The following is a 17,155-nucleotide window of genomic DNA, read 5'->3' as shown; positions in this document are numbered from 1 at the left end:
TCCCGCATGTCTGTGAACAAGACCCACAACGAATCCCAAAACAAGACCACGGCAACCGGTGCGTCCGTCGAGGAGTTCCTCGCCGCCGTCGAGCATCCCGTCCGGCACCGGGACGGGCTCCGGCTGCTGGAGCTGATGGCCGAGATCACCGGGCAGCCGGCGGAGATGTGGGGCCCGACGATTGTCGGCTTCGGCCGCTACCACTACAAGTACGCGACCGGCCGGGAGGGAGACGCACCCGCCGTCGGCTTCTCGCCACGGAAGGCCAGCCTGTCCCTTTACGGGCTGAGCTACGGCCCGGAGTCAGCAGCAGCTCTGCTGGCGCGGCTGGGGAAGCACAAGACCGGCGCCGGGTGCCTCTACGTCAACAAGCTCGACGACGTCGACGAGGCGGTGCTGACCGAGCTGATCCGCAACGGCTCCCGGCACGTGACCACGGTCCTGCACCACGACTAGGCCCGTTGAAGTTAAAGCAGAAGGCCCCCGCGTCCGGTTCCGAAGAGGAATCCGAAGGCGGGGGCCTTCCAGCAGTTCAGGACTGCAGAGCCGGTGAGGGCTACTTGCCTGCGACTACGTCGAGTTCGATCACAGCGGCAACGTCGTTGTGCAGACGAACGTTGGCCTGGTAGGAACCAACCGACTTGATGTGAGCCGGCAGTTCAACCTTGCGCTTGTCGATGCGGCCAAGGCCAGCGGCCTCAACAGCGTCGGCAACGTCGCCCTGCTTGACGGTGCCGAACAGTCGTCCGGTCTCGCCTGCCTTGACAACGAGCTTGACCGGCTTGGCGGAGAGTGCAGCTGCCTGCCTCTGAGCGTCTTCCAGGGAAGCGTGCTCGCGGGCGGCACGGGCAGTCTTGATGGACTCAACCTGCTTCTCGCCACCCTTGGACCAGGTCAGAGCGAAGTTGCGGGGCAGCAGGTAGTTACGTGCGTAACCATCCTTGACCTCGACAACATCGCCTGCAGCACCGAGACCGGTTACTTCGTGGGTCAGAATGAGCTTTGCCATGTTAGTTAATCCCTTCCTTAGCCGCGGCCAGCGCCGGAGTAAGGCAGCAGAGCAACTTCGCGGGCGTTCTTAATTGCCTGGGCGATCTTGCGCTGTTCCTGCACCGTGACGCCAGTGACGCGACGGGCGCGGATCTTTCCGCGGTCGGAGATGAACTTGCGCAGCAATGCTACGTCCTTGTAGTCGATGACAGTGATGTCAGCGGCCTTCAAGGGGTTGGACTTTGGTTTGGGCTTACGGAGTTCAGCCTTAGCCATCGTGGAGCTCCTATTCGATGGAGCCCGTGGATATTGATCCACGGGATGGTGGTGATCCGACGCCGGTCAGCACCCGTCCGCCTTGCGGCGTTCCGGCGGGTTCCGTCGTCGAACCTTAGATGTTGTTTAGAAGGGAGGTTCGGAATCCGGGCCGTTGCCCCAGCCGCCGCCTGCATTGCTGACACCGGGCGTGGCCCAGGGGTCATCCTGCTGTGCGGGCTGGTTGCCGCCCCAGGTTCCGCCCGAGTTGCCGCCCTGGTTTCCACCAGAGCCGCCGCCGAAGCCGCCACCGCTATTGCCGCCGCCGCCGCCGAAGCCGCCCTGGGCACCGTTACCGGTACCCCCACCGCCGGAGCGCTGGGTGCGGTTGACCTTGGCGTTGGCGTAGCGCAGGCTGGGGCCGATTTCGTCGACCTCCAGCTCGATAACGGTGCGCTTCTCGCCTTCTTTGGTTTCGTAGGAACGGCTCTTCAGCCGGCCGGAAACGATCACGCGCATGCCCTTGGTCAGGGACTCGGCGACGTTTTCGGCAGCTTCGCGCCATACCGATGCGCGGAGGAACAGGGTTTCCCCGTCCTTCCACTCATTGGACTGGCGGTCGAAGGTACGAGGAGTAGAAGCGATGGTGAAATTCGCTACTGCCGAGCCTGACGGTGTGAACCTCAGTTCGGGGTCACTGGTGAGATTACCGATGACCGTAATAGTGGTTTCGCCTGCCATCTACTGCCTCCTTGTTCGTTCCTGCGGGGTGAAGCGTGAAAATCGGGAGCTGATATTACTCAGCAACAACCTTCTGTACTTCGGGGCGGGTGATCTTGGTGCGCATGATGGTCTCATTGAGGCTCAGCTGGCGATCAAGTTCCTTGGCGGTAGCCGGCTCAGCGGTGAAGTTCACCACGGCGTAGATACCTTCAGACTTCTTCTGGATTTCGTAAGCCAGGCGACGACGGCCCCAGATGTCAACCTTTTCGATGGTTCCACCATCGGTCGTGATGACGTTCAGGAACTTCTGAAGCGTTGGCTCAACGGTACGCTCTTCGACCTCGGGGTCGATGATTACCATCAATTCGTAAGGACGCATATGTGAACCCACCTCCTTTGGGCTAAGCGGTTACGGCATTTCCGTAACAGGAGGTTCATTTGCGGTGCCATGTGCCCGCATCACCCCCAGGAACGGGGGCAGGGCGCAGCACAGACTTCAATAGCTTAGTGCATCAGGGCCGGATTCCGCGATTCCATGCCTGCCCAGTGTAGGCGCGCCCGGCATAGTCCGGGAAGCAACGCCTGACTCCATGTGGACAACCCTGGGCCACGTGCCCGGGATGGCGGGCAGCGCCTCGTTGTTCGAAGAGACGTACGACGGCACGGCCGGCGGCCGGAAGGCTATTCGCATCGAAAGCAAGTACTGGGCCCGATAATTACTCGACTTCCGTCGATGATCTACTCGACTCTCCATGCGGCCTAGGCCCGCCGCAGACCCGCGACTATATTTGCAACAGCACCGCCAATGAGTGGGGGTAACGCTTCAACTCCGGCACTGACCGGGCACTTTTCCATGGCAGTACCCATTGGCGTGCGGCAATGAATACGTCGGTTCGGGATCCACACATTCCCTGAAAGGCTGTGGAAACTGGCTGAGTGGTCTCTTGGGTATGAATGGTGGCGCCCGTGGTTGTTTTCGATCGAAAATTAGCGTCAGCACTGGGACAGCAATGAAACCGCCCCTCCGGAGTCGTCCAAACGGCGCCTCGAATGCATTTGCATGGGGCCTGCTGAATACGGTCATCTCCCGCCTCGGGACGCTCGGCATAGGAATAGTCCTCGCACGCGTGTTAGGCCCCGAATCCTTCGGCACTTTTGCCGTCGCCATGGTCGCCCTCATGGCAGTACTGAGCTTCAACGAACTTGGTGTCTCCCTCGCAATTGTCCGATGGCCCGAAGACCCGGCAAAGATTGTTCCCACGGTCAACACAATTTCCGTCGTCGGGAGCACACTTTTCTGCACCGCCGCAATTTTCGCCGCGCCGGCCTTCACCGCAGCAATGGGAGATCCGGACGCCACTGATGTGGTGAGGATCCTGATTCTAAGTGTCTTCGTCAATGGGATTGTTGCCTCGCCCGCGGCCCTGCTGCAGCGCAATTTCAGGGAGAAGGAACGGCTTGGAATCGACCAGGCCAACGTCTGGATCGGCGCCGTCCTGTCCGTGGTCCTGGCCCTCACGGGCATGGGTGCCATGGCGCTGGCGGTCGGCAGGCTGGTTGGCAGTTTGGTTTCCGGTGTGATGTTTCTGGTGGCCTCGCCATTGCCGTACCGCTTTGGACTGGACCGCTCGCAACTGGGGCCCCTGCTGAGATTCGGGCTGCCATTGGCGGGTACCAGCGTCATATTCTTCGCGGTCGGATATGCGGACCAGCTCACGGCCGGCACGGTCCTGGGTTCAACGGTCCTGGCGTTCTACGTGTTGGCCTTCAACCTCTCGAACTGGCCGGTGAGTATTTTGGCCCAACCGCTCCGCAGGGTTGCGCCTGCTGCGTTCTCGTCATTGCAGGGTAATCGAGGCGCCATGAATTCAGCCATGGAATCGATAGTCGTGGTGTTGGCGGCGGCAACATTCCCGATCATTCTCTTCCTGGCCGGCAGCGCGGTGCCCTTCGTGGAATTTGTCTATGGTGAGGCCTGGGTGGCGGCCGCGGCGGCCCTTTCCTGGCTGGTTATTGCCGCGATGTGCAAGGTATTTTGTGATCTTTCCTATGACTACCTCGTGGTTCTTGGCAGGTCCGGGACGGTCTTCACAGTCCAGGCGGGGAGTTTGCTGGTGTTGGTTCCTGCTCTGGTGGCCGGGGCATCCTGGGGAGGGCTGGCCGGACTCGCGGCCGCACAGGCGGCCGTGACGGGATGCGTGGTTCTTCCGCTTTACCTGTGGAAGCTGAGAAAACATGGGCTGGCCCTCAGTGGGATAGGGAGAAAGCTGCGTCTACCCGTCGCAGCGGGACTGGCAACCGGTGCGGCAGCACGCATCCTGGCTCTCACCGTGTCCGATCACTTCGTGGCACTTTGCGCTGCCGGGTCACTTGCGGTGCTGGTGACAGCAGGATTGTTGTACCTGCAGCGGGACCACATTCGGGAACTTCGGTCCATCGGAAAGCCAGACACAGTGGAGGCTCCAGTATGAGGATTCTTGTCTACCCGCACGATCTGGGGATCGGCGGCAGCCAGCTGAACGCCATTGAGCTTGCATCTGCCGTGCAGCGGTTGGGTCACGACGTCGTCGTCTACGGACGGCCGGGGCCGCTAAACCGGCGCATCGAGGAGTTGGGACTCGACTTCATTCCGTCCCCGGAACCGCACCGCAGGCCTACGCCGTCGGTAGTGAAGGCTCTGGTCCAACTGGGCCGGGAACGCAAGATCGACATCATGCACGGCTATGAATGGCCGCCGGCGCTGGAAAGCCTCCTTGCGTCCCGGCGGTCGCCGGGCACTGCCGCCGTGGCAACGGTGATGTCAATGTCGGTGGCTCCTTTCATTCCAAAGTCAATGCCGCTTCTGGTCGGCACCCAGGAGATCCTGAAGACGGAGCAGGAGTTTGGTCGGACATTGGCTGCGCTCCTGGAGCCGCCAGTGGACCTTGAAGCAAACAATCCGTCGTGGGACTTCGCCGAGCAGACCTTCTCTAGATCGTGGGGCCTCGATCCGGCCGCCTATACCGTGGTTCTCGTGTCCCGGCTGGCAACGGAGCTAAAACTTGAGGGCATCCTGGCCGCGATCGACGGTGTGGGGCTGCTGTCGAAAGAATTCCGCGTCCAACTTGTCGTCGCCGGCGACGGCCCGGCACGGCACCTCGTGGAAGGCCACGCCCGGACGGTCAACGCCGCAAGGGGTCGGCAGGTTATCGTGCTCACCGGGGAGCTTGGGGACCCTAGGGCGGCCTATGCAGCTGCTGATGTCGCCCTAGGAATGGGCGGGTCGGCGCTGCGGGCACTGGCGTTTGCGAAGCCACTGATCGTTCAGGGCGAAAGAGGGTTTTGGGAACTTTTAACTCCGGATAGCCTTCCACTTTTCCTTGAGCAGGGCTGGTACGGAGTCGGACCCGGAACCCAGGGCGGGGCAGAGCGGCTGGCGCAACTGCTGCGCGGCCTGCTTGTCGACGAGTCCCGCCGCAAGACGCTTGGCAGTTTCGGGCTATCCACAGTTCGGGAAAGGTTCTCTTTGACGCGGGCGGCCGGCGTCCTGGAGGACTTCTACTCACAGGCCATCGAATCGTCCGGGGAAGTCAGCATCGGGCGGGACGTGGGTGCACTCGCCAGGTTTGTCGAATACCAGCTCACGACGCGGCTCCGCCGGGTCCTGGGGCCGACTCCTGCTGATGATTTCAATTCCCGTCCCGTGGCGGGGCGCGGACAGGCAGGTCGCGCAGTGGATGCACCCGCATCACGGCAGGCATCCCCCTGAAGATGAAGCTCAGTCCGGTGACGATCACCGAATCCCCAATCGTGTGACGGCACCGTCACGGTCCGCACCGCCGACCGCGGCAGGCCATCTCCTGACTCCTTGACCGGCCGTAGGATCGCGAGGACCATAACAAGGAAGTAAGGGTCTCACCCTCTGCGAAGTTACGGGATGACTATGAGGCAAAGCGCGTCGCGGGTAGAAATCACGTCCAGAGCAAAGGGCATTGGCGTTCTCGGTGCGTCAGTCCTTCTTGCGCTCGGAACCGCGATCACCTGGGTGCAATTTGGCTCCAGTGATCCTCAGACTTCAGTGGAAGTCACTGAGTCACCAACCATCCGGAATGTTGATGGCGGTTCCGATTACTTCAACAAGTTTCCCAACACATTGCCAATTGATCCCACTTATTTTCCGATCGGCGTCTGGAAAGAAAGCCTGACTGACCCCGCCGATGCTCCAAAAGACAGGGCAGTCCTCATAAACACTTATGTCGAGTTGACCGGCAACTCAGACATAGGGTTTGCGACCAATGTGGGGTCGTTTGCCTTGACCGAGGAACCCCTCCAAGGAGCAATGGGCAGGGTGCTTTCCGACGAGGTCGACATGTGGGCCCGCGGAGGCAGTGGGGAGTGGACAGGATTGTGGCCCGGCCAAGGCGAAATCTGCAGGCCGGCGAACCTAGGCTGCGGCTTCACCGTCCAGCGCGAATTGCTCAAGGCGCTTCCCCAACAGACCCTGCTTTACAGCAACTACGGAAAGGGCGTTACTTTCTGGGAAGGGGCCGCAAACGCCGCGACATTCCTGAACGACTTTCAGGATGTCGTCTCTGCCGACAATTACTGGTTTACGGACCCCTACATCTGCGGACCGAGCGAGGGCGGCGCTGTTTTCGCAGACGGACAGGAGTTGGAACCCGGAAAGTGCAGACTCGCAGCCAACTATGGCTGGACGGTCAGCAAGCTGCGTTCCCTAATTACGCCGGCGTTGAGTAAACCCGTGTGGGCGTTTGTGGAAGTCGGACACCCGTTCACCCAGGACCAAGCTCCCACGATTACCGGTCCGGAGATCCGCGCTGCTGTGTGGAGCAGTTTGATCCACGGGGCACGCGGGATTATCTACTTCAATCACAGCTTCGGGGGCGACTGCCAGACGCAGCACATCCTGCGGGACGCCTGCGGTGAGGAGATCAGGCCCTGGGTGACCGCCGTCAACAGGCAAATTACCGATCTCGCCCCGGTCCTCAACGCGCCGTTCCTCGACGGAGCGCTGGCCCACGGCGCGGGCGTTGACGCGGCGGTGAAAATACACGGGGGCGATCTCTACGTTTTCGCCGGCTCGGCGCAGGCGGACCCGCAGACAGCCGAATTCACTCTGGGGTGCCTTCGGGGCGCGGCCGCGACCGCAACGGTCCTGGATGAGGACCGTACGGTGGCGATCAGCAACGGCAACTTCAGGGACACGTTCGAGGACGGCAATGCGGTCCATCTCTACAGGATCAACGGGGCCGCCGCGGCCTGCACGCCCTAGCCCGCGCGGCGCCGACCTTTGAGCGCCTAAGCCGCCGTGCGGAAGAACAGCTCCGTCACCTTCGCAAGCCGGTAGGGGTCCTCGACGCCGCAGAGTTCACGGGCCGAGTGCATCGAAAGCAGGGGCACGCCGACGTCGACCGTCCGGATGCCAAGGCGGGTGGCGGTCAGGGGACCGATGGTGGAGCCGCAGGGCATAACGTTGTTCGAGACGAACTCCTGGTACGGGATGCGGGCGTCCGAGCACAGCCGCGCCCAGAGGGCGGCGCCGGCGGCGTCTGTGGCGTAGCGCTGGTTGGCGTTGATCTTCAGCAGCGGCCCGCCGTTCAGGGCCGGCCGGTTGGCCGGATCGTGGCGTTCGGCGTAGTTGGGGTGGACAGCATGACCGGCGTCGGCGGACACACAGAAGGACGCCGCGAGGGCCTGCCGCCGCTGGCTCGCCGAGGCCCCCAGGCCGTCGGAAATGCGCACCAGCACGTCCTCGAGGATGGGCCCGCTCGCGCCGGAACGGGAGGCCGAGCCGATCTCCTCATGGTCGAACGCGGCCAGCACCGCAATCGGCGCCCCGGCCGGCAGCGGCGAGGCGGCGTGCCCGATCAGCGCCGTGAGTCCGGCATGGGTTGCCGACAGGTTATCCAGCCGGCCGGACGCGAAGAACTCACCCTTTGCGCCGAACACGGCCGGGGCCTGGGTGTCGGCGATGACCACGTCGTAGCCGCCGATCAGGGCAGCGTCCACGTCCGCGCCGGCAACCCGGCCCGCCAGCAGGCCCAGCAGGTCCTCGCCCGCCGGGTCGCCAAGCCCGTAGACCGGGTTCATGTGCTGCTGCTTGTCCAGGGCCAGCCCCTCGTTCACGGCGCGGTCCAGGTGGATGGCCAGCTGCGGGAACCGCAGCAGCGGGCCGGTGGCGGTGAGGTGCTGGGTCCCGTCCCGCATCACCAGGCGCCCAGCAAGCTGCAGTTCCCGATCCAGCCAGGAGTTGAGCAGCGGGCCGCCATAAACCTCGACGCCGGCCTGCAACCAGCCGAACTTGCCCGTGGTGGGCCTGGGCTTGAGCTTGAACGACGGCGAATCGGTGTGTGCGCCCAGGATGTTGAAGCCCGTGGTGGGACCGGCCGTCTCCGGCGTCACCCAGGCGATGATCGCACCGTCGCGGAGCACGTAGAACTTTCCGGTCGCGGCGGCTCCGTCCCAAGGCTTCAGCTCGTCGAGGGCGGTGAATCCCGCCCCGTTCAACCGGCGGGCGGCTTCGTGGACGGCATGGAAGCTCGACGGCGACGCGGTGACGTACGCGCCGAGGTCCTGGATGTGGGCTGCGGCGTTGGACTCTGAAGGCATGGCTCCGAGTCTAGCGCCGTGCCGTTGGCCCAACGGCCCTACACGGTGACGTTGAGTCCGGCCGTGTACCCACCCGACACCGACCCGGACATGGTGGCCAGCTGGTAGATGCCGCCGTCGTCGCCGAAGACATTGTCCGATGTCAGCGTGGTCCGGGGGAAATTGCGGGCACTGGATTCGTAGCCGGCGGAGGCGAAGACCTCCTTGCAGGCGGCGTCCGTCAGTGCGATCTGGGACACCGCGAGAACCTGCCCGGCCGCCGTCGCATTGTCCATGGACTCGAAGACTTCGAAGTGAATGTGCGGCCAGCGGCCGCTGTAGGCGCCGGGGAAGATGGTCTGGAAGGTGACCTGACCGTTGGCGTCGGCCTGCTGGACGCCGCGGAGATAGTTCTCGTTCTTGAGCCCGGCGTCGTACATGGAGTACTTGCCGTCCTGGTCACAGTGCCAGGCGTAGACGGCGGCCCCGGCCAGGGGCGTGCAGCCGTTGGCGTTGTCCAGCAGGGTGAGCGTGACGGCGAGCGGCACCCCGTCGGCCCTGGTGGAGGAGGTGCCGAAGCTGGAGGTGATGTCCTGCCGGACCACGCCCGAGGAGGCCAGGACGTTGGGGCCGTTGGAGCCGTCGCCGGGATAGGGGCCCGCGGTTTCCGCCGGGATTTCGACGCCGCATTCAGCGATCGCCCGGGTCAGCGTGGGCGAGGCGGAGGCCGACGGCGTGCCGGTGGCCGCGGCGGTTCCGGAGGATGCCGGCGTCGACCCGGCCGAGGCGGACGCGGCCCCCGGGGCGGAGCCGCCCGGCGTGCAGGCTGCCAGGGCGGCAGCCGTGCCGGCACCGAGGAACATGCCCAGTGACCGGCGGCTCAAGAGGGTGGAGAGGTCGAATTCCAGGCCGCGGTCGTGGTTGGGGTGCGGTTCGTGCGGTGGCTGCGGAGACGTGGTCATGCGTCCATGGAACCCCGGGGCACTATGCCCTGGCTAGGACCCTTCTGTGAACCCGCTGTGGCCTGCGCAGGCTCATCGGGCGGGCTGGGCCGCGGGACATGCCCTCCCCTGGCACCCACGACTGGGCATGTCCCGAACCTGACCCGCGGGACATGCCCTCCCCGTCGGCGCAGGACTGGGCATGCCCCACCCGGGCCGCGGGACATGCCCTTCCCTGGCCGCGCCGGGTGGACATAATGCCACTATGTCCACTGCAGCGCGGCAAGGCTGGGCATGTCCCGTGGTGCTGGGGGCCCCGAGGGCGGAGCTGGTGCGGGGGCGGGGCGGGAGCTAGGACGCCTGGCCGGCTCCCACGATGGCGTCTTCGGCAGGTGCCCCGGTCTCGGCCTTGCCGGCGCCGGTCTCGCCGTTGCCCGGCTCCGGGGTCTTCCCGCCGTTCTTGCGGTAGCGCCAGAGGCCGATACCGACCACGACGGCGGCGAGGGCCAGGGAGAGCAGCAGCGATTCGCGGGTGGTGTCCAGGACCACCATGCCGATGAGCAGTGCAACGATGCTGATGATGGCGACCCAGGTCAGGTAGGGGAACAGCCACATCTTCAACTGGAGGTCCTTGGCCGCGGCGCCCATCCGGCGGCGCAGAATCAGCTGCGAGCCGGCGATCACGAGCCAGACGAACAGGGCGATGGCTCCCGAGGTGTTGACCAGGAACAGGAACACGGTGTCGGGAGCGATGTAGTTCAGGCCGACGGTGATGAACCCGACCACGGTGGAAGCCAGGACGGCGGCGGCAGGGACGCCGCGCTTGGAGATCCGCATCCAGGACCGCGGCGCATCGCCGCGGCGGGAGAGTGAGAACAGCATCCGGCTGGCCGTGTACAGGCCGGAGTTAAGGCAGGAGAGCACGGAGGTGAGTACCACGATGTCCATGATGGTGCCGGCGCCGGGGATGCCGTAGAGCTCGATCACGGCTACGTACGGGCTCTTGGCCACAGAGGCGGAGTTCCAGGGCAGGAGGGTGACGACGATCGCAATGGAGCCGATGTAGAAGACGAGGATGCGCCAGACGGTGGACTTCACGGCCTTCTTGACCGCATCGACGGGGTTTTCGGATTCACCGGCGGCGATGGTGGCGATTTCAGCGCCGAAGAAGGAGAAGACGACCACGAGGATACCGGCCAGCACGGCGCCTGGTCCGTTGGGCATAAAGCCGCCGTTTTCCAGCAGGTTGCTCACTCCGGGGGCCGGGACGCCCGGGATGAGGCCCAGAATCGCCACGACGCCGAAGAGCAGGAACAGCACGATCGCCGCGACCTTGATGGAGGCGAACCAGAACTCGAACTCGCCGAAGGACTTCACCGACCCCAGGTTGGTCAGGGTCAGGACCACCATCAGCAGCAGCGCCCAGATCCACTGGTCGATCCCGGGCACCCAACGGTGCATGATCGCCGCACCCGCCGTGGCCTCGATACCCAGCACAATGATCCAGAACCAGGCGTACAGCCAGCCGATGCTGAATCCTGCCCACCGGCCAAGGGCCTTGTCCGCATAGGTCGAGAACGAACCGGTTTCCGGATTGGCCGCCGCCATTTCACCGAGCATCCGCATGACCAGGATGACAACGAGGCCTGCCGCCGTGTAGGCGACCAGGATGCCGGGACCCGCCTGCTGAATCGCGGCGCCGGAGCCGACAAAGAGCCCGGCACCGATCACCCCAGCGATCGCGATCATGGACAGATGCCTGGGTTTCAGGGATTTGGAGAGTTGCTGGTCAGCCTGCATGAAGCGCCGTCCTTCGTGGATTATTCGGTCCGCGGGTGGATCGTGAAAACTTGTGTGGCGGACCACATTGACGTTTCACCCTAGACCGGGCACGGAAGCGTCTGGTCTGTGCAATCCCACAAATGACGGAGGGCTGAGCCGGGCACAACTCCAGCAATAAGGCCCATGAAGCAAGGGAAGTTGCCTCCCGGGCAATTTTGAAATGTGCCTGAAACCACTGCTTCGGACTCCCTGGGCCGTGCAGCCCGTCTCCGGTGCTCAGTAGTCCGGGTTGCTGGGCACCACCAGACCGGTCTCGTAGGCGTACACCACGGCCTGCACGCGGTCGCGCAGATGAAGCTTGTTGAGGATCCGGCGCACGTGTGTCTTGACCGTGGCTTCGGAGAGGAAGTACCGGTGCGCAATCTCGGCATTGGAGAGCCCCTCGGCCATGGCCCCGAGCATCTCGGTTTCGCGCGGGGTGAGGTCCTCCAGCAGCGGATCCCTGGCCGGCCTGACCCCGGCGGGGACTCCGCCGGTGGCCGGATCGGCCCCGTTGCCCCGGACGTACGTTTCCAGCAGCCGCCGGGTAATGCGCGGGGCCACGACCGCGTCACCGCTCGCCACCACCCGGACGGCAATGACCAGTTCGGCGGGCGCCACGTCCTTGAGCAGGAAGGCCGAGGCCCCGGCCTGGAGCCCGGCGAACGCGTATTCGTCGAGGTCGAAGGTGGTGAGGATGATGATCCTCGCGTGGGCCCCGGAAGCGGTGATGGCCCGCGTGGCCCCGATCCCGTCCAGCACCGGCATCCGCACGTCCATCAGCACAACGTCGGGCGCGAGCTCGCGGACCTGGCGGATCGCGTCGGCGCCGTCGGAGGCTTCGCCCACAATCGCCAGATCATCCTCGCCCTCCAAAATCAGGCGGAATCCCATCCTCAGGAGCGGCTGGTCATCCACCAGCAGGATGCGGATCGGTCCGGTTTCGCTCATCGGTTCCCCTTGACTCATGTGTTCTTGCTTCCGTTGTCGCCGTTCCGGTGCAGGACGGCGTGCACTCGCCAGCCGTGATCAGGGCTCGGGCCTGCCTCCACGGTCCCCGCATAGATTCGTGCCCGTTCCCCCATTCCGGCCAGACCCTGCCCGGTCCCCACGGATCCGGGGGATTTCCGCGCCGCCGCCGCAACCAGGCCACCGGCTTCGATGGTGCCCTTGCCGTCGTCGACGACGTCGATGGTGACCGTGGGGCCGTTCCGGGCAATGGCCACGTCCACCCGGCCCAGCGAGCGGCCGTAGCGCAGCACGTTCGTGAGCGACTCCTGCACGATCCGGTAGACCGTCAGCTGGAACGCGGCGTCGTCAGGCAGCGAGGGGCCGGTGTGAGTGTAGTGGAGCGGGAGCCCCGCGGTGCGGAAGCCCTCGAGGAGCTTGCGCAGATTGTCCCCGGCCACGAGCGGTTCGCGGGGAGCCTCCCCGGGGGCCGAATCGTCGCGCAGCACACCGAGGACGCGCCGCATGTCCGCCAGTGCGGTCCGGCCGGTGCGGGAGAGTTCCCCGAGGACCTCCGCTGCCCTGGCCGGGTCCTTTTTGACGACGACGGCGGCCCCGTCCGCCAGGCTGACCATCACCGTGAGCGAGTGTGCCACGACGTCGTGCATTTCGCGGGCAATGCGGTTGCGTTCGGTGACCGACCCGAGTTGTGCGGCCCTCGCGGCCCAGGCCGCAATCTCGTGCTCGTGCTCGCGCCGCTGCCGGACCGAGACCCCGAGCCCGGTGGCAATGACGTTGGAGAGGGTGATGCTGATGGCGGAGGCGATGCTGGTGATGAGCTGGAAGTTTTCCGGTGTGTTCACTCCCATGTCCGGCAGCCGGCCATCCAGCGGACCAACTGCCAGCAGGAAGTACACAATCACCAGCGGCACAGTGGCCGACGCCAGGCACACCAGCGCGAACCGGCGGCTGCGCGTCGCCGCGACGGAGTAGAGCGCAAACCACAGGCCGGCGGAGACGTTGGAACCCCACGGGTGGAGCAGGGTCACGCCCAATTCCAGCAGCGCCACGACGGCCACCACTCGCACCGGATGGCTCCGCCGGAACCACAGCGCCGCCGCGGTCGCTGCGAGCAGCGCGGCGACCGGCCAAACGCCGTCGCGCACCGCTTCCGCCGCGGCGGGGGTCACCAGCAGCAGGTAGCAGGCCACGACCACGGCGTCCATCGCCCGCGGATGCTGGAACAGGTAGCGCCGGATCCGCCCCCGGCGCCGGGCGGTGATTTCAGCGAAGGACGCGTCAGCCTGGCCGGCTGGCGCGTCCTTTACGGGAACTGCATCGATCATGCTCTGAGCCTAGACGGTGAGTCCGGGGCCTAGACGTCCCGCTTTTTCAGCAACACCGCGGCCAGGACCACCGGCACGACGACCCAGGCGCCCAGCACCATCGCGGCCTGCCAGGCCTCCAGAGTGTCCGGGACATGCTGCACGGCTGTCATGGTTTCGACCGTGTTGCCGGGCAGGTACTTGCGGGCCTCGACGAAGAAGTCGCCCGGGATCAGCTGGAAGGCGATCGGTGCCACGAAGAACAATCCGACCAGGCTCATGATGCCGCCGGCGGAATTACGGATCAGCGAGCCCAGGGCCATGCCGATGGCGGCGACGGCGGCGACGTAGAGGCTATTGACGAGCAGCAGCTTCATCGACTGCGAGCTGGCGAGGTCCAGTTTGAGGTTGTAGTTGTCCAGAATCGGCAGCGACACCAGGCTGGCCAGGAACACGGAGGCCGCGGTGAGGACGAACGCCGTCACCATGACCACGAGGAGCTTGGCGGCGTACGCCGGGATTCGTTTCGGGACGGCCGCAAAGGTGGAGCGGGCCATGCCCGTGGTGAACTCGGAACTCATCAGCAGCACCCCGAGTGAGCCCAGGATCAACTGGGCGAACGCGATGCCGGACGTGGGGACGCCGACGGCGAGGTCCCCGCCCTGGGAGGCGAAGGCGGCGGCGGCATCCGGGTCCGTGGCTGCGGCCTCGGCGAACTGCCCCGTGCCCCAGGCGGAGAGGGCACCGAAGCCCACCATGACCAGAACGGTGCAGCCCAGCAGGATCAGCGTGGACAGGAGCGTACGGAACTTGATGAATTCGGAGTTCAGCACCCGGAAGAAGCTGGGGCCCGGGCCGGTGCTGGTGCCGAAGATCCCGCCGGCCGGGGCGTCGCCGGCGGGCGCGCCGCGGCGGGAGGGGTCGAGGGTGGTTGAGCTCATGGCTTAGTTGCCTCCGGTCGGGACGGGGGCGGCAGCGCCCGTGGTGATCAGTGAGTGGTATTCGACCTCATCCTTGGTCAGTTCCATGTAGGCCTCCTCGAGGCTGGCCTGAAGCGGGGTGAGTTCGTAGATCATGACGCGGCTGTCGAGGGCCGCGCGGGCGATCTGGCGCGGATCCAGGCCCGTGACTTCAAGCAGTTCGTTCTCCTGCAGTTCCACGGAAATTCCGTCGCCGGCGAGCAGGTGCATCAGCAGGTCCGGCTGGTCGGTGCGGACGCGTGTGCGGATCTGCCCCTTTCCGGTGATGATGTCCTGAATCGGCGCATCGGCGATGATCCGGCCGCGGCCGATCACGATCAGATGGTCGGCGGTGACGGCCATCTCGCTCATCAGGTGGCTGGAGAGGAAGACTGTGCGTCCCTCGGAGGCGAGGTACTTGACCAGATTGCGGACCCAGATGACGCCCTCCGGGTCCAGTCCGTTGACCGGCTCATCCAGGATGACGGTCTGCGGGTCGCCGAGCAGTGCCGCGGCGATCCCGAGCCGCTGCCCCATGCCGAGCGAGAATCCGCCGACCTTTTTCTTGGCCACATCGGCCAGCCCCGTCATCTCGATGACGTCGTGCACGCGTTTTTTGGGGATGCTGTGCGTGGCGGCCATCGCGAGCAGGTGGTTGTAGGCGGAGCGGCTGGTGTGGACGGCCTTGGCGTCGAGCAGCGCTCCGACGTCGCGCAGCGGCGCGGCGTGCCGGGCGAACGGCGTGCCGTTGACGGTGACGGTGCCCGACGTCGGCCGGTCCAGGCCCATGATCATGCGCATGGTCGTGGATTTGCCGGCTCCGTTCGGGCCCAGGAAGCCGGTGACCCGGCCAGCTTCGACGGTGAAGTTGACTCCGGCGACGGCGGTTTTTTCGCCGTAAACCTTGGTCAGGCCTCGTGCTTCGATCATGGAAGCGTTCCTTTGGCTAGCAGTGGGGTGGTGTACACACCACGCTACCGAGACGGAGGGCCGGATTCGCCGGTCTCAGGGATGATTCAGGGTCGAATCAGGGTAGTCCGGGAGGATGACAGTGCGGCCGTCAGGATGCCGGCGAGTAGTACGTCAGGGCGCCGGGCGTCACCGAGAATTCGACCCCGCGCACCCCGGGCATTACTTCCCCGTCTACCGCCAGGACCATGGTGGTGTCCCCGGGTTCCACCCGGATCCTGCTGGATTCGCTGAGGTGGGTGATCCGGGAGGTGGCGACGGTTCCGGTCAGCACTGACCACAGCAGCCGGAGCCGGGCAAAGGATTCGTCTGCGGTGATCATTCGGAGGTCGAAGACGCCGTCGTCGAGGACCGGGCGAATCAGCGGGGCGTGGTCGCGGGGGTAATACCGTCCGCGGCCGATGTAAAGGATCCACAGTTTGTGCCGCACCCCGTCGACGATCAGCGTGGTGGGCGACCCGGCGGCAAACGTCCGCAGCATCGCGACGACGCCGGCCAGGGGTTTCCCAAGGGCTGGCTGGAGCAGTTCGCGCCGGCGGACGAGGTTCGGGTAGAGGCCGATGCTCGCGGTGTTGAGCATCGTCAGGTGCAGCCGTTCGGGGCTGGCGGGTAGTCCGCGCTCCACGGACACCAGGCCGACGTCCGCCCGGGCCGCTTCACCGCGGGACGCGGCCTCGACTGCGGCCGTGAGGTTGGGGGTGCCGGCGTCCCGGGCGAAGTGGTTGAGGGTTCCGCCCGGCAGGACCAGGAGCGGGAGGGAATGCTCGACGGCGGTCGCGGCCGCAGTGCCGACCGTGCCGTCACCGCCCCAGACGCCCAGGGCCACCACCCCGGGCTGGCTGGCTACCCGGGCGATCTCCGCCGTGAGGTCCTCGTCCTGGGCAACCTCCTTTATATACGCTTTGGGGAATACCTTTTTCAGCGCCGCAACTGTCTCCTCCGCGTACGAGCCGCCCAGCGTATTCACCGCGATGCCCAGACCCTCACCGTCCGGAAGCCCCGCGGCTTTCACGGCAGTCCGCCGGAGCTCGGGGATGGGCGGCCGAACCGGCCACCATTTCCGCGTGACGAGGGCAGCCCCCGCACCGATCGCCGATCCGAAAAACACATCCGAGGGCCAGTGGGCCCCGGTGTGCACCCGGGAGTAAGCGACGCCCGCCGCGAGGGGGGCCAGCGCGGTGCCGAGAGCCGGCCGCACAAGACCGGCGCCAAGGGCAAACGCCACGGCCGAGGCGGAGTGGCCCGAGGGCATGGAGGAACTTGTGGGTTGGGGATGGACAAACCTGAAGGCCGGAAGGTGCTCCGGCAGCGGGCGGGCCCGCGGCAGCAGGGTCTTGAACCCGAGATTTGTGACCGCGGAAGCGACGGCCTGCGCCAGCACGCCGTGGAGCGCGGCCCGTCGCGTCCTGCCGGGGAAGAATGCCATCACGGCGGCGATGCCGAACCAGAGCTTGCCCTTGTTCGCCGCGGCGGACAGCCGCCGGAAGAAGTCGTCATGATTGCCCCCGGGGAGGCCGGACACAGCGCGTACGAGCTTCCGGTCGAGTTTCCCCAGCCGGCTCGGCGCTCTCCTCAGCATGCTGCGCATTCGACCACCATACTGCCGGTTACGGGCCGCACGCCGTCAGAAGGGAAG

Annotated in this window: 17 protein-coding genes; 5 read left to right on the top strand and 12 right to left on the bottom strand. The window is 65.5% G+C overall.

The genetic code is table 11. The features are described from left to right. Window positions 1-6 precede the first annotated feature (6 nt). Window positions 7-456, top strand: coding sequence for a DUF1801 domain-containing protein (locus AC50YC_RS15070; RefSeq protein ID WP_494952918.1), 450 nt, complete (start codon window positions 7-9; stop codon window positions 454-456). Between the two features lie 100 nt (window positions 457-556). Here AC50YC_RS15070 and rplI read toward each other — a convergent pair whose 3' ends face one another. From rplI to rpsF, 4 genes are all read right to left on the bottom strand, one after another. Continuing rightward, window positions 557-1,009: a 50S ribosomal protein L9 gene (gene rplI, locus AC50YC_RS15065; RefSeq protein WP_494952917.1), complete on the bottom strand. Its 453-nt coding sequence runs from the start codon at window positions 1,007-1,009 to the stop codon at window positions 557-559. Between the two features lie 17 nt (window positions 1,010-1,026). After that, window positions 1,027-1,266, bottom strand: coding sequence for a 30S ribosomal protein S18 (gene rpsR / locus AC50YC_RS15060; protein ID WP_003800144.1), 240 nt, complete (start codon window positions 1,264-1,266; stop codon window positions 1,027-1,029). 126 nt (window positions 1,267-1,392) lie between these two features. Further along, the gene (locus AC50YC_RS15055) at window positions 1,393-1,986 is read right to left on the bottom strand and encodes a single-stranded DNA-binding protein (RefSeq protein ID WP_494952916.1); all 594 of its coding nucleotides are present in this window, start codon (window positions 1,984-1,986) and stop codon (window positions 1,393-1,395) included. A gap of 55 nt (window positions 1,987-2,041) precedes the next feature. Continuing rightward, a complete protein-coding gene (gene rpsF / locus AC50YC_RS15050; protein ID WP_024366241.1) occupies window positions 2,042-2,347 on the bottom strand; it encodes a 30S ribosomal protein S6 in 306 nt (101 codons plus the stop codon). 211 nt (window positions 2,348-2,558) lie between these two features. On the opposite strand from rpsF, the gene AC50YC_RS15045 reads away from it, so the two are divergent. The 4 genes from AC50YC_RS15045 (at window position 2,559) to AC50YC_RS15030 (ending at window position 7,240) form a co-directional block, all read left to right on the top strand. Further along, window positions 2,559-2,684 carry a hypothetical protein gene (locus tag AC50YC_RS15045; protein ID WP_494952915.1) on the top strand — a complete coding sequence of 42 codons (126 nt, stop codon included), beginning with the start codon at window positions 2,559-2,561 and terminating at the stop codon, window positions 2,682-2,684. Between the two features lie 150 nt (window positions 2,685-2,834). Continuing rightward, window positions 2,835-4,439: an oligosaccharide flippase family protein gene (locus AC50YC_RS15040; protein ID WP_494952914.1), complete on the top strand. Its 1,605-nt coding sequence runs from the start codon at window positions 2,835-2,837 to the stop codon at window positions 4,437-4,439. Next, window positions 4,436-5,716: a glycosyltransferase gene (locus AC50YC_RS15035; protein WP_494952913.1), complete on the top strand. Its 1,281-nt coding sequence runs from the start codon at window positions 4,436-4,438 to the stop codon at window positions 5,714-5,716. The genes AC50YC_RS15040 and AC50YC_RS15035 overlap by 4 nt, the downstream gene beginning before the upstream one ends. Before the next feature lie 309 nt (window positions 5,717-6,025). Then, window positions 6,026-7,240 (top strand): hypothetical protein, encoded by a 1,215-nt coding sequence (locus AC50YC_RS15030; protein WP_494952912.1) that lies wholly within the window; start codon window positions 6,026-6,028, stop codon window positions 7,238-7,240. Window positions 7,241-7,266: 26 nt separating this feature from the next. On the opposite strand, the gene AC50YC_RS15025 is transcribed toward AC50YC_RS15030, so the two are convergent. From AC50YC_RS15025 to AC50YC_RS14990, 8 genes are all read right to left on the bottom strand, one after another. After that, window positions 7,267-8,577, bottom strand: coding sequence for a M18 family aminopeptidase (locus AC50YC_RS15025; protein ID WP_494952911.1), 1,311 nt, complete (start codon window positions 8,575-8,577; stop codon window positions 7,267-7,269). A 38-nt stretch (window positions 8,578-8,615) separates the two neighbouring features. After that, window positions 8,616-9,518 carry an intradiol ring-cleavage dioxygenase gene (locus AC50YC_RS15020; protein ID WP_494952910.1) on the bottom strand — a complete coding sequence of 301 codons (903 nt, stop codon included), beginning with the start codon at window positions 9,516-9,518 and terminating at the stop codon, window positions 8,616-8,618. Between the two features lie 330 nt (window positions 9,519-9,848). After that, window positions 9,849-11,297, bottom strand: coding sequence for an amino acid permease (locus AC50YC_RS15015; RefSeq protein ID WP_494952909.1), 1,449 nt, complete (start codon window positions 11,295-11,297; stop codon window positions 9,849-9,851). Between the two features lie 258 nt (window positions 11,298-11,555). Beyond that, window positions 11,556-12,269, bottom strand: coding sequence for a response regulator (locus tag AC50YC_RS15010; RefSeq protein ID WP_494952908.1), 714 nt, complete (start codon window positions 12,267-12,269; stop codon window positions 11,556-11,558). Window positions 12,270-12,283: 14 nt separating this feature from the next. Next, the gene (locus AC50YC_RS15005) at window positions 12,284-13,612 is read right to left on the bottom strand and encodes a sensor histidine kinase (protein WP_494952907.1); all 1,329 of its coding nucleotides are present in this window, start codon (window positions 13,610-13,612) and stop codon (window positions 12,284-12,286) included. Window positions 13,613-13,641: 29 nt separating this feature from the next. Next, window positions 13,642-14,532, bottom strand: a complete 891-nt coding sequence (locus AC50YC_RS15000; RefSeq protein ID WP_494952906.1) for an ABC transporter permease — start codon at window positions 14,530-14,532, stop codon at window positions 13,642-13,644. Between the two features lie 3 nt (window positions 14,533-14,535). Next, window positions 14,536-15,480 carry an ABC transporter ATP-binding protein gene (locus AC50YC_RS14995; protein ID WP_494952905.1) on the bottom strand — a complete coding sequence of 315 codons (945 nt, stop codon included), beginning with the start codon at window positions 15,478-15,480 and terminating at the stop codon, window positions 14,536-14,538. Window positions 15,481-15,610: 130 nt separating this feature from the next. Continuing rightward, window positions 15,611-17,107, bottom strand: a complete 1,497-nt coding sequence (locus tag AC50YC_RS14990) for a bifunctional phosphatase PAP2/diacylglycerol kinase family protein (RefSeq protein WP_494952904.1) — start codon at window positions 17,105-17,107, stop codon at window positions 15,611-15,613. Between the last annotated feature and the right edge of the window lie 48 nt (window positions 17,108-17,155).

This window comes from Pseudarthrobacter sp. MDT1-56 (genome assembly GCF_059383555.1).
This window is presented reverse-complemented; position numbering and strand designations above follow the sequence as displayed.

Coding starts and splice junctions, on each gene's coding strand:
- AC50YC_RS15055 (WP_494952916.1), bottom strand. CDS start 1,986: ATGGCAGGCGAAACCACTATTACGGTCATCGGTAATCTCACCAGTGAC.
- rpsR (WP_003800144.1), bottom strand. CDS start 1,266: ATGGCTAAGGCTGAACTCCGTAAGCCCAAACCAAAGTCCAACCCCTTG.
- AC50YC_RS15005 (WP_494952907.1), bottom strand. CDS start 13,612: ATGATCGATGCAGTTCCCGTAAAGGACGCGCCAGCCGGCCAGGCTGAC.
- AC50YC_RS15025 (WP_494952911.1), bottom strand. CDS start 8,577: ATGCCTTCAGAGTCCAACGCCGCAGCCCACATCCAGGACCTCGGCGCG.
- AC50YC_RS15070 (WP_494952918.1), top strand. CDS start 7: ATGTCTGTGAACAAGACCCACAACGAATCCCAAAACAAGACCACGGCA.
- AC50YC_RS15035 (WP_494952913.1), top strand. CDS start 4,436: ATGAGGATTCTTGTCTACCCGCACGATCTGGGGATCGGCGGCAGCCAG.
- AC50YC_RS15020 (WP_494952910.1), bottom strand. CDS start 9,518: ATGACCACGTCTCCGCAGCCACCGCACGAACCGCACCCCAACCACGAC.
- AC50YC_RS14995 (WP_494952905.1), bottom strand. CDS start 15,480: ATGATCGAAGCACGAGGCCTGACCAAGGTTTACGGCGAAAAAACCGCC.
- AC50YC_RS15045 (WP_494952915.1), top strand. CDS start 2,559: ATGTGGACAACCCTGGGCCACGTGCCCGGGATGGCGGGCAGCGCCTCG.
- AC50YC_RS15015 (WP_494952909.1), bottom strand. CDS start 11,297: ATGCAGGCTGACCAGCAACTCTCCAAATCCCTGAAACCCAGGCATCTG.
- rplI (WP_494952917.1), bottom strand. CDS start 1,009: ATGGCAAAGCTCATTCTGACCCACGAAGTAACCGGTCTCGGTGCTGCA.
- rpsF (WP_024366241.1), bottom strand. CDS start 2,347: ATGCGTCCTTACGAATTGATGGTAATCATCGACCCCGAGGTCGAAGAG.
- AC50YC_RS14990 (WP_494952904.1), bottom strand. CDS start 17,107: ATGCGCAGCATGCTGAGGAGAGCGCCGAGCCGGCTGGGGAAACTCGAC.
- AC50YC_RS15010 (WP_494952908.1), bottom strand. CDS start 12,269: ATGAGCGAAACCGGACCGATCCGCATCCTGCTGGTGGATGACCAGCCG.
- AC50YC_RS15000 (WP_494952906.1), bottom strand. CDS start 14,532: ATGAGCTCAACCACCCTCGACCCCTCCCGCCGCGGCGCGCCCGCCGGC.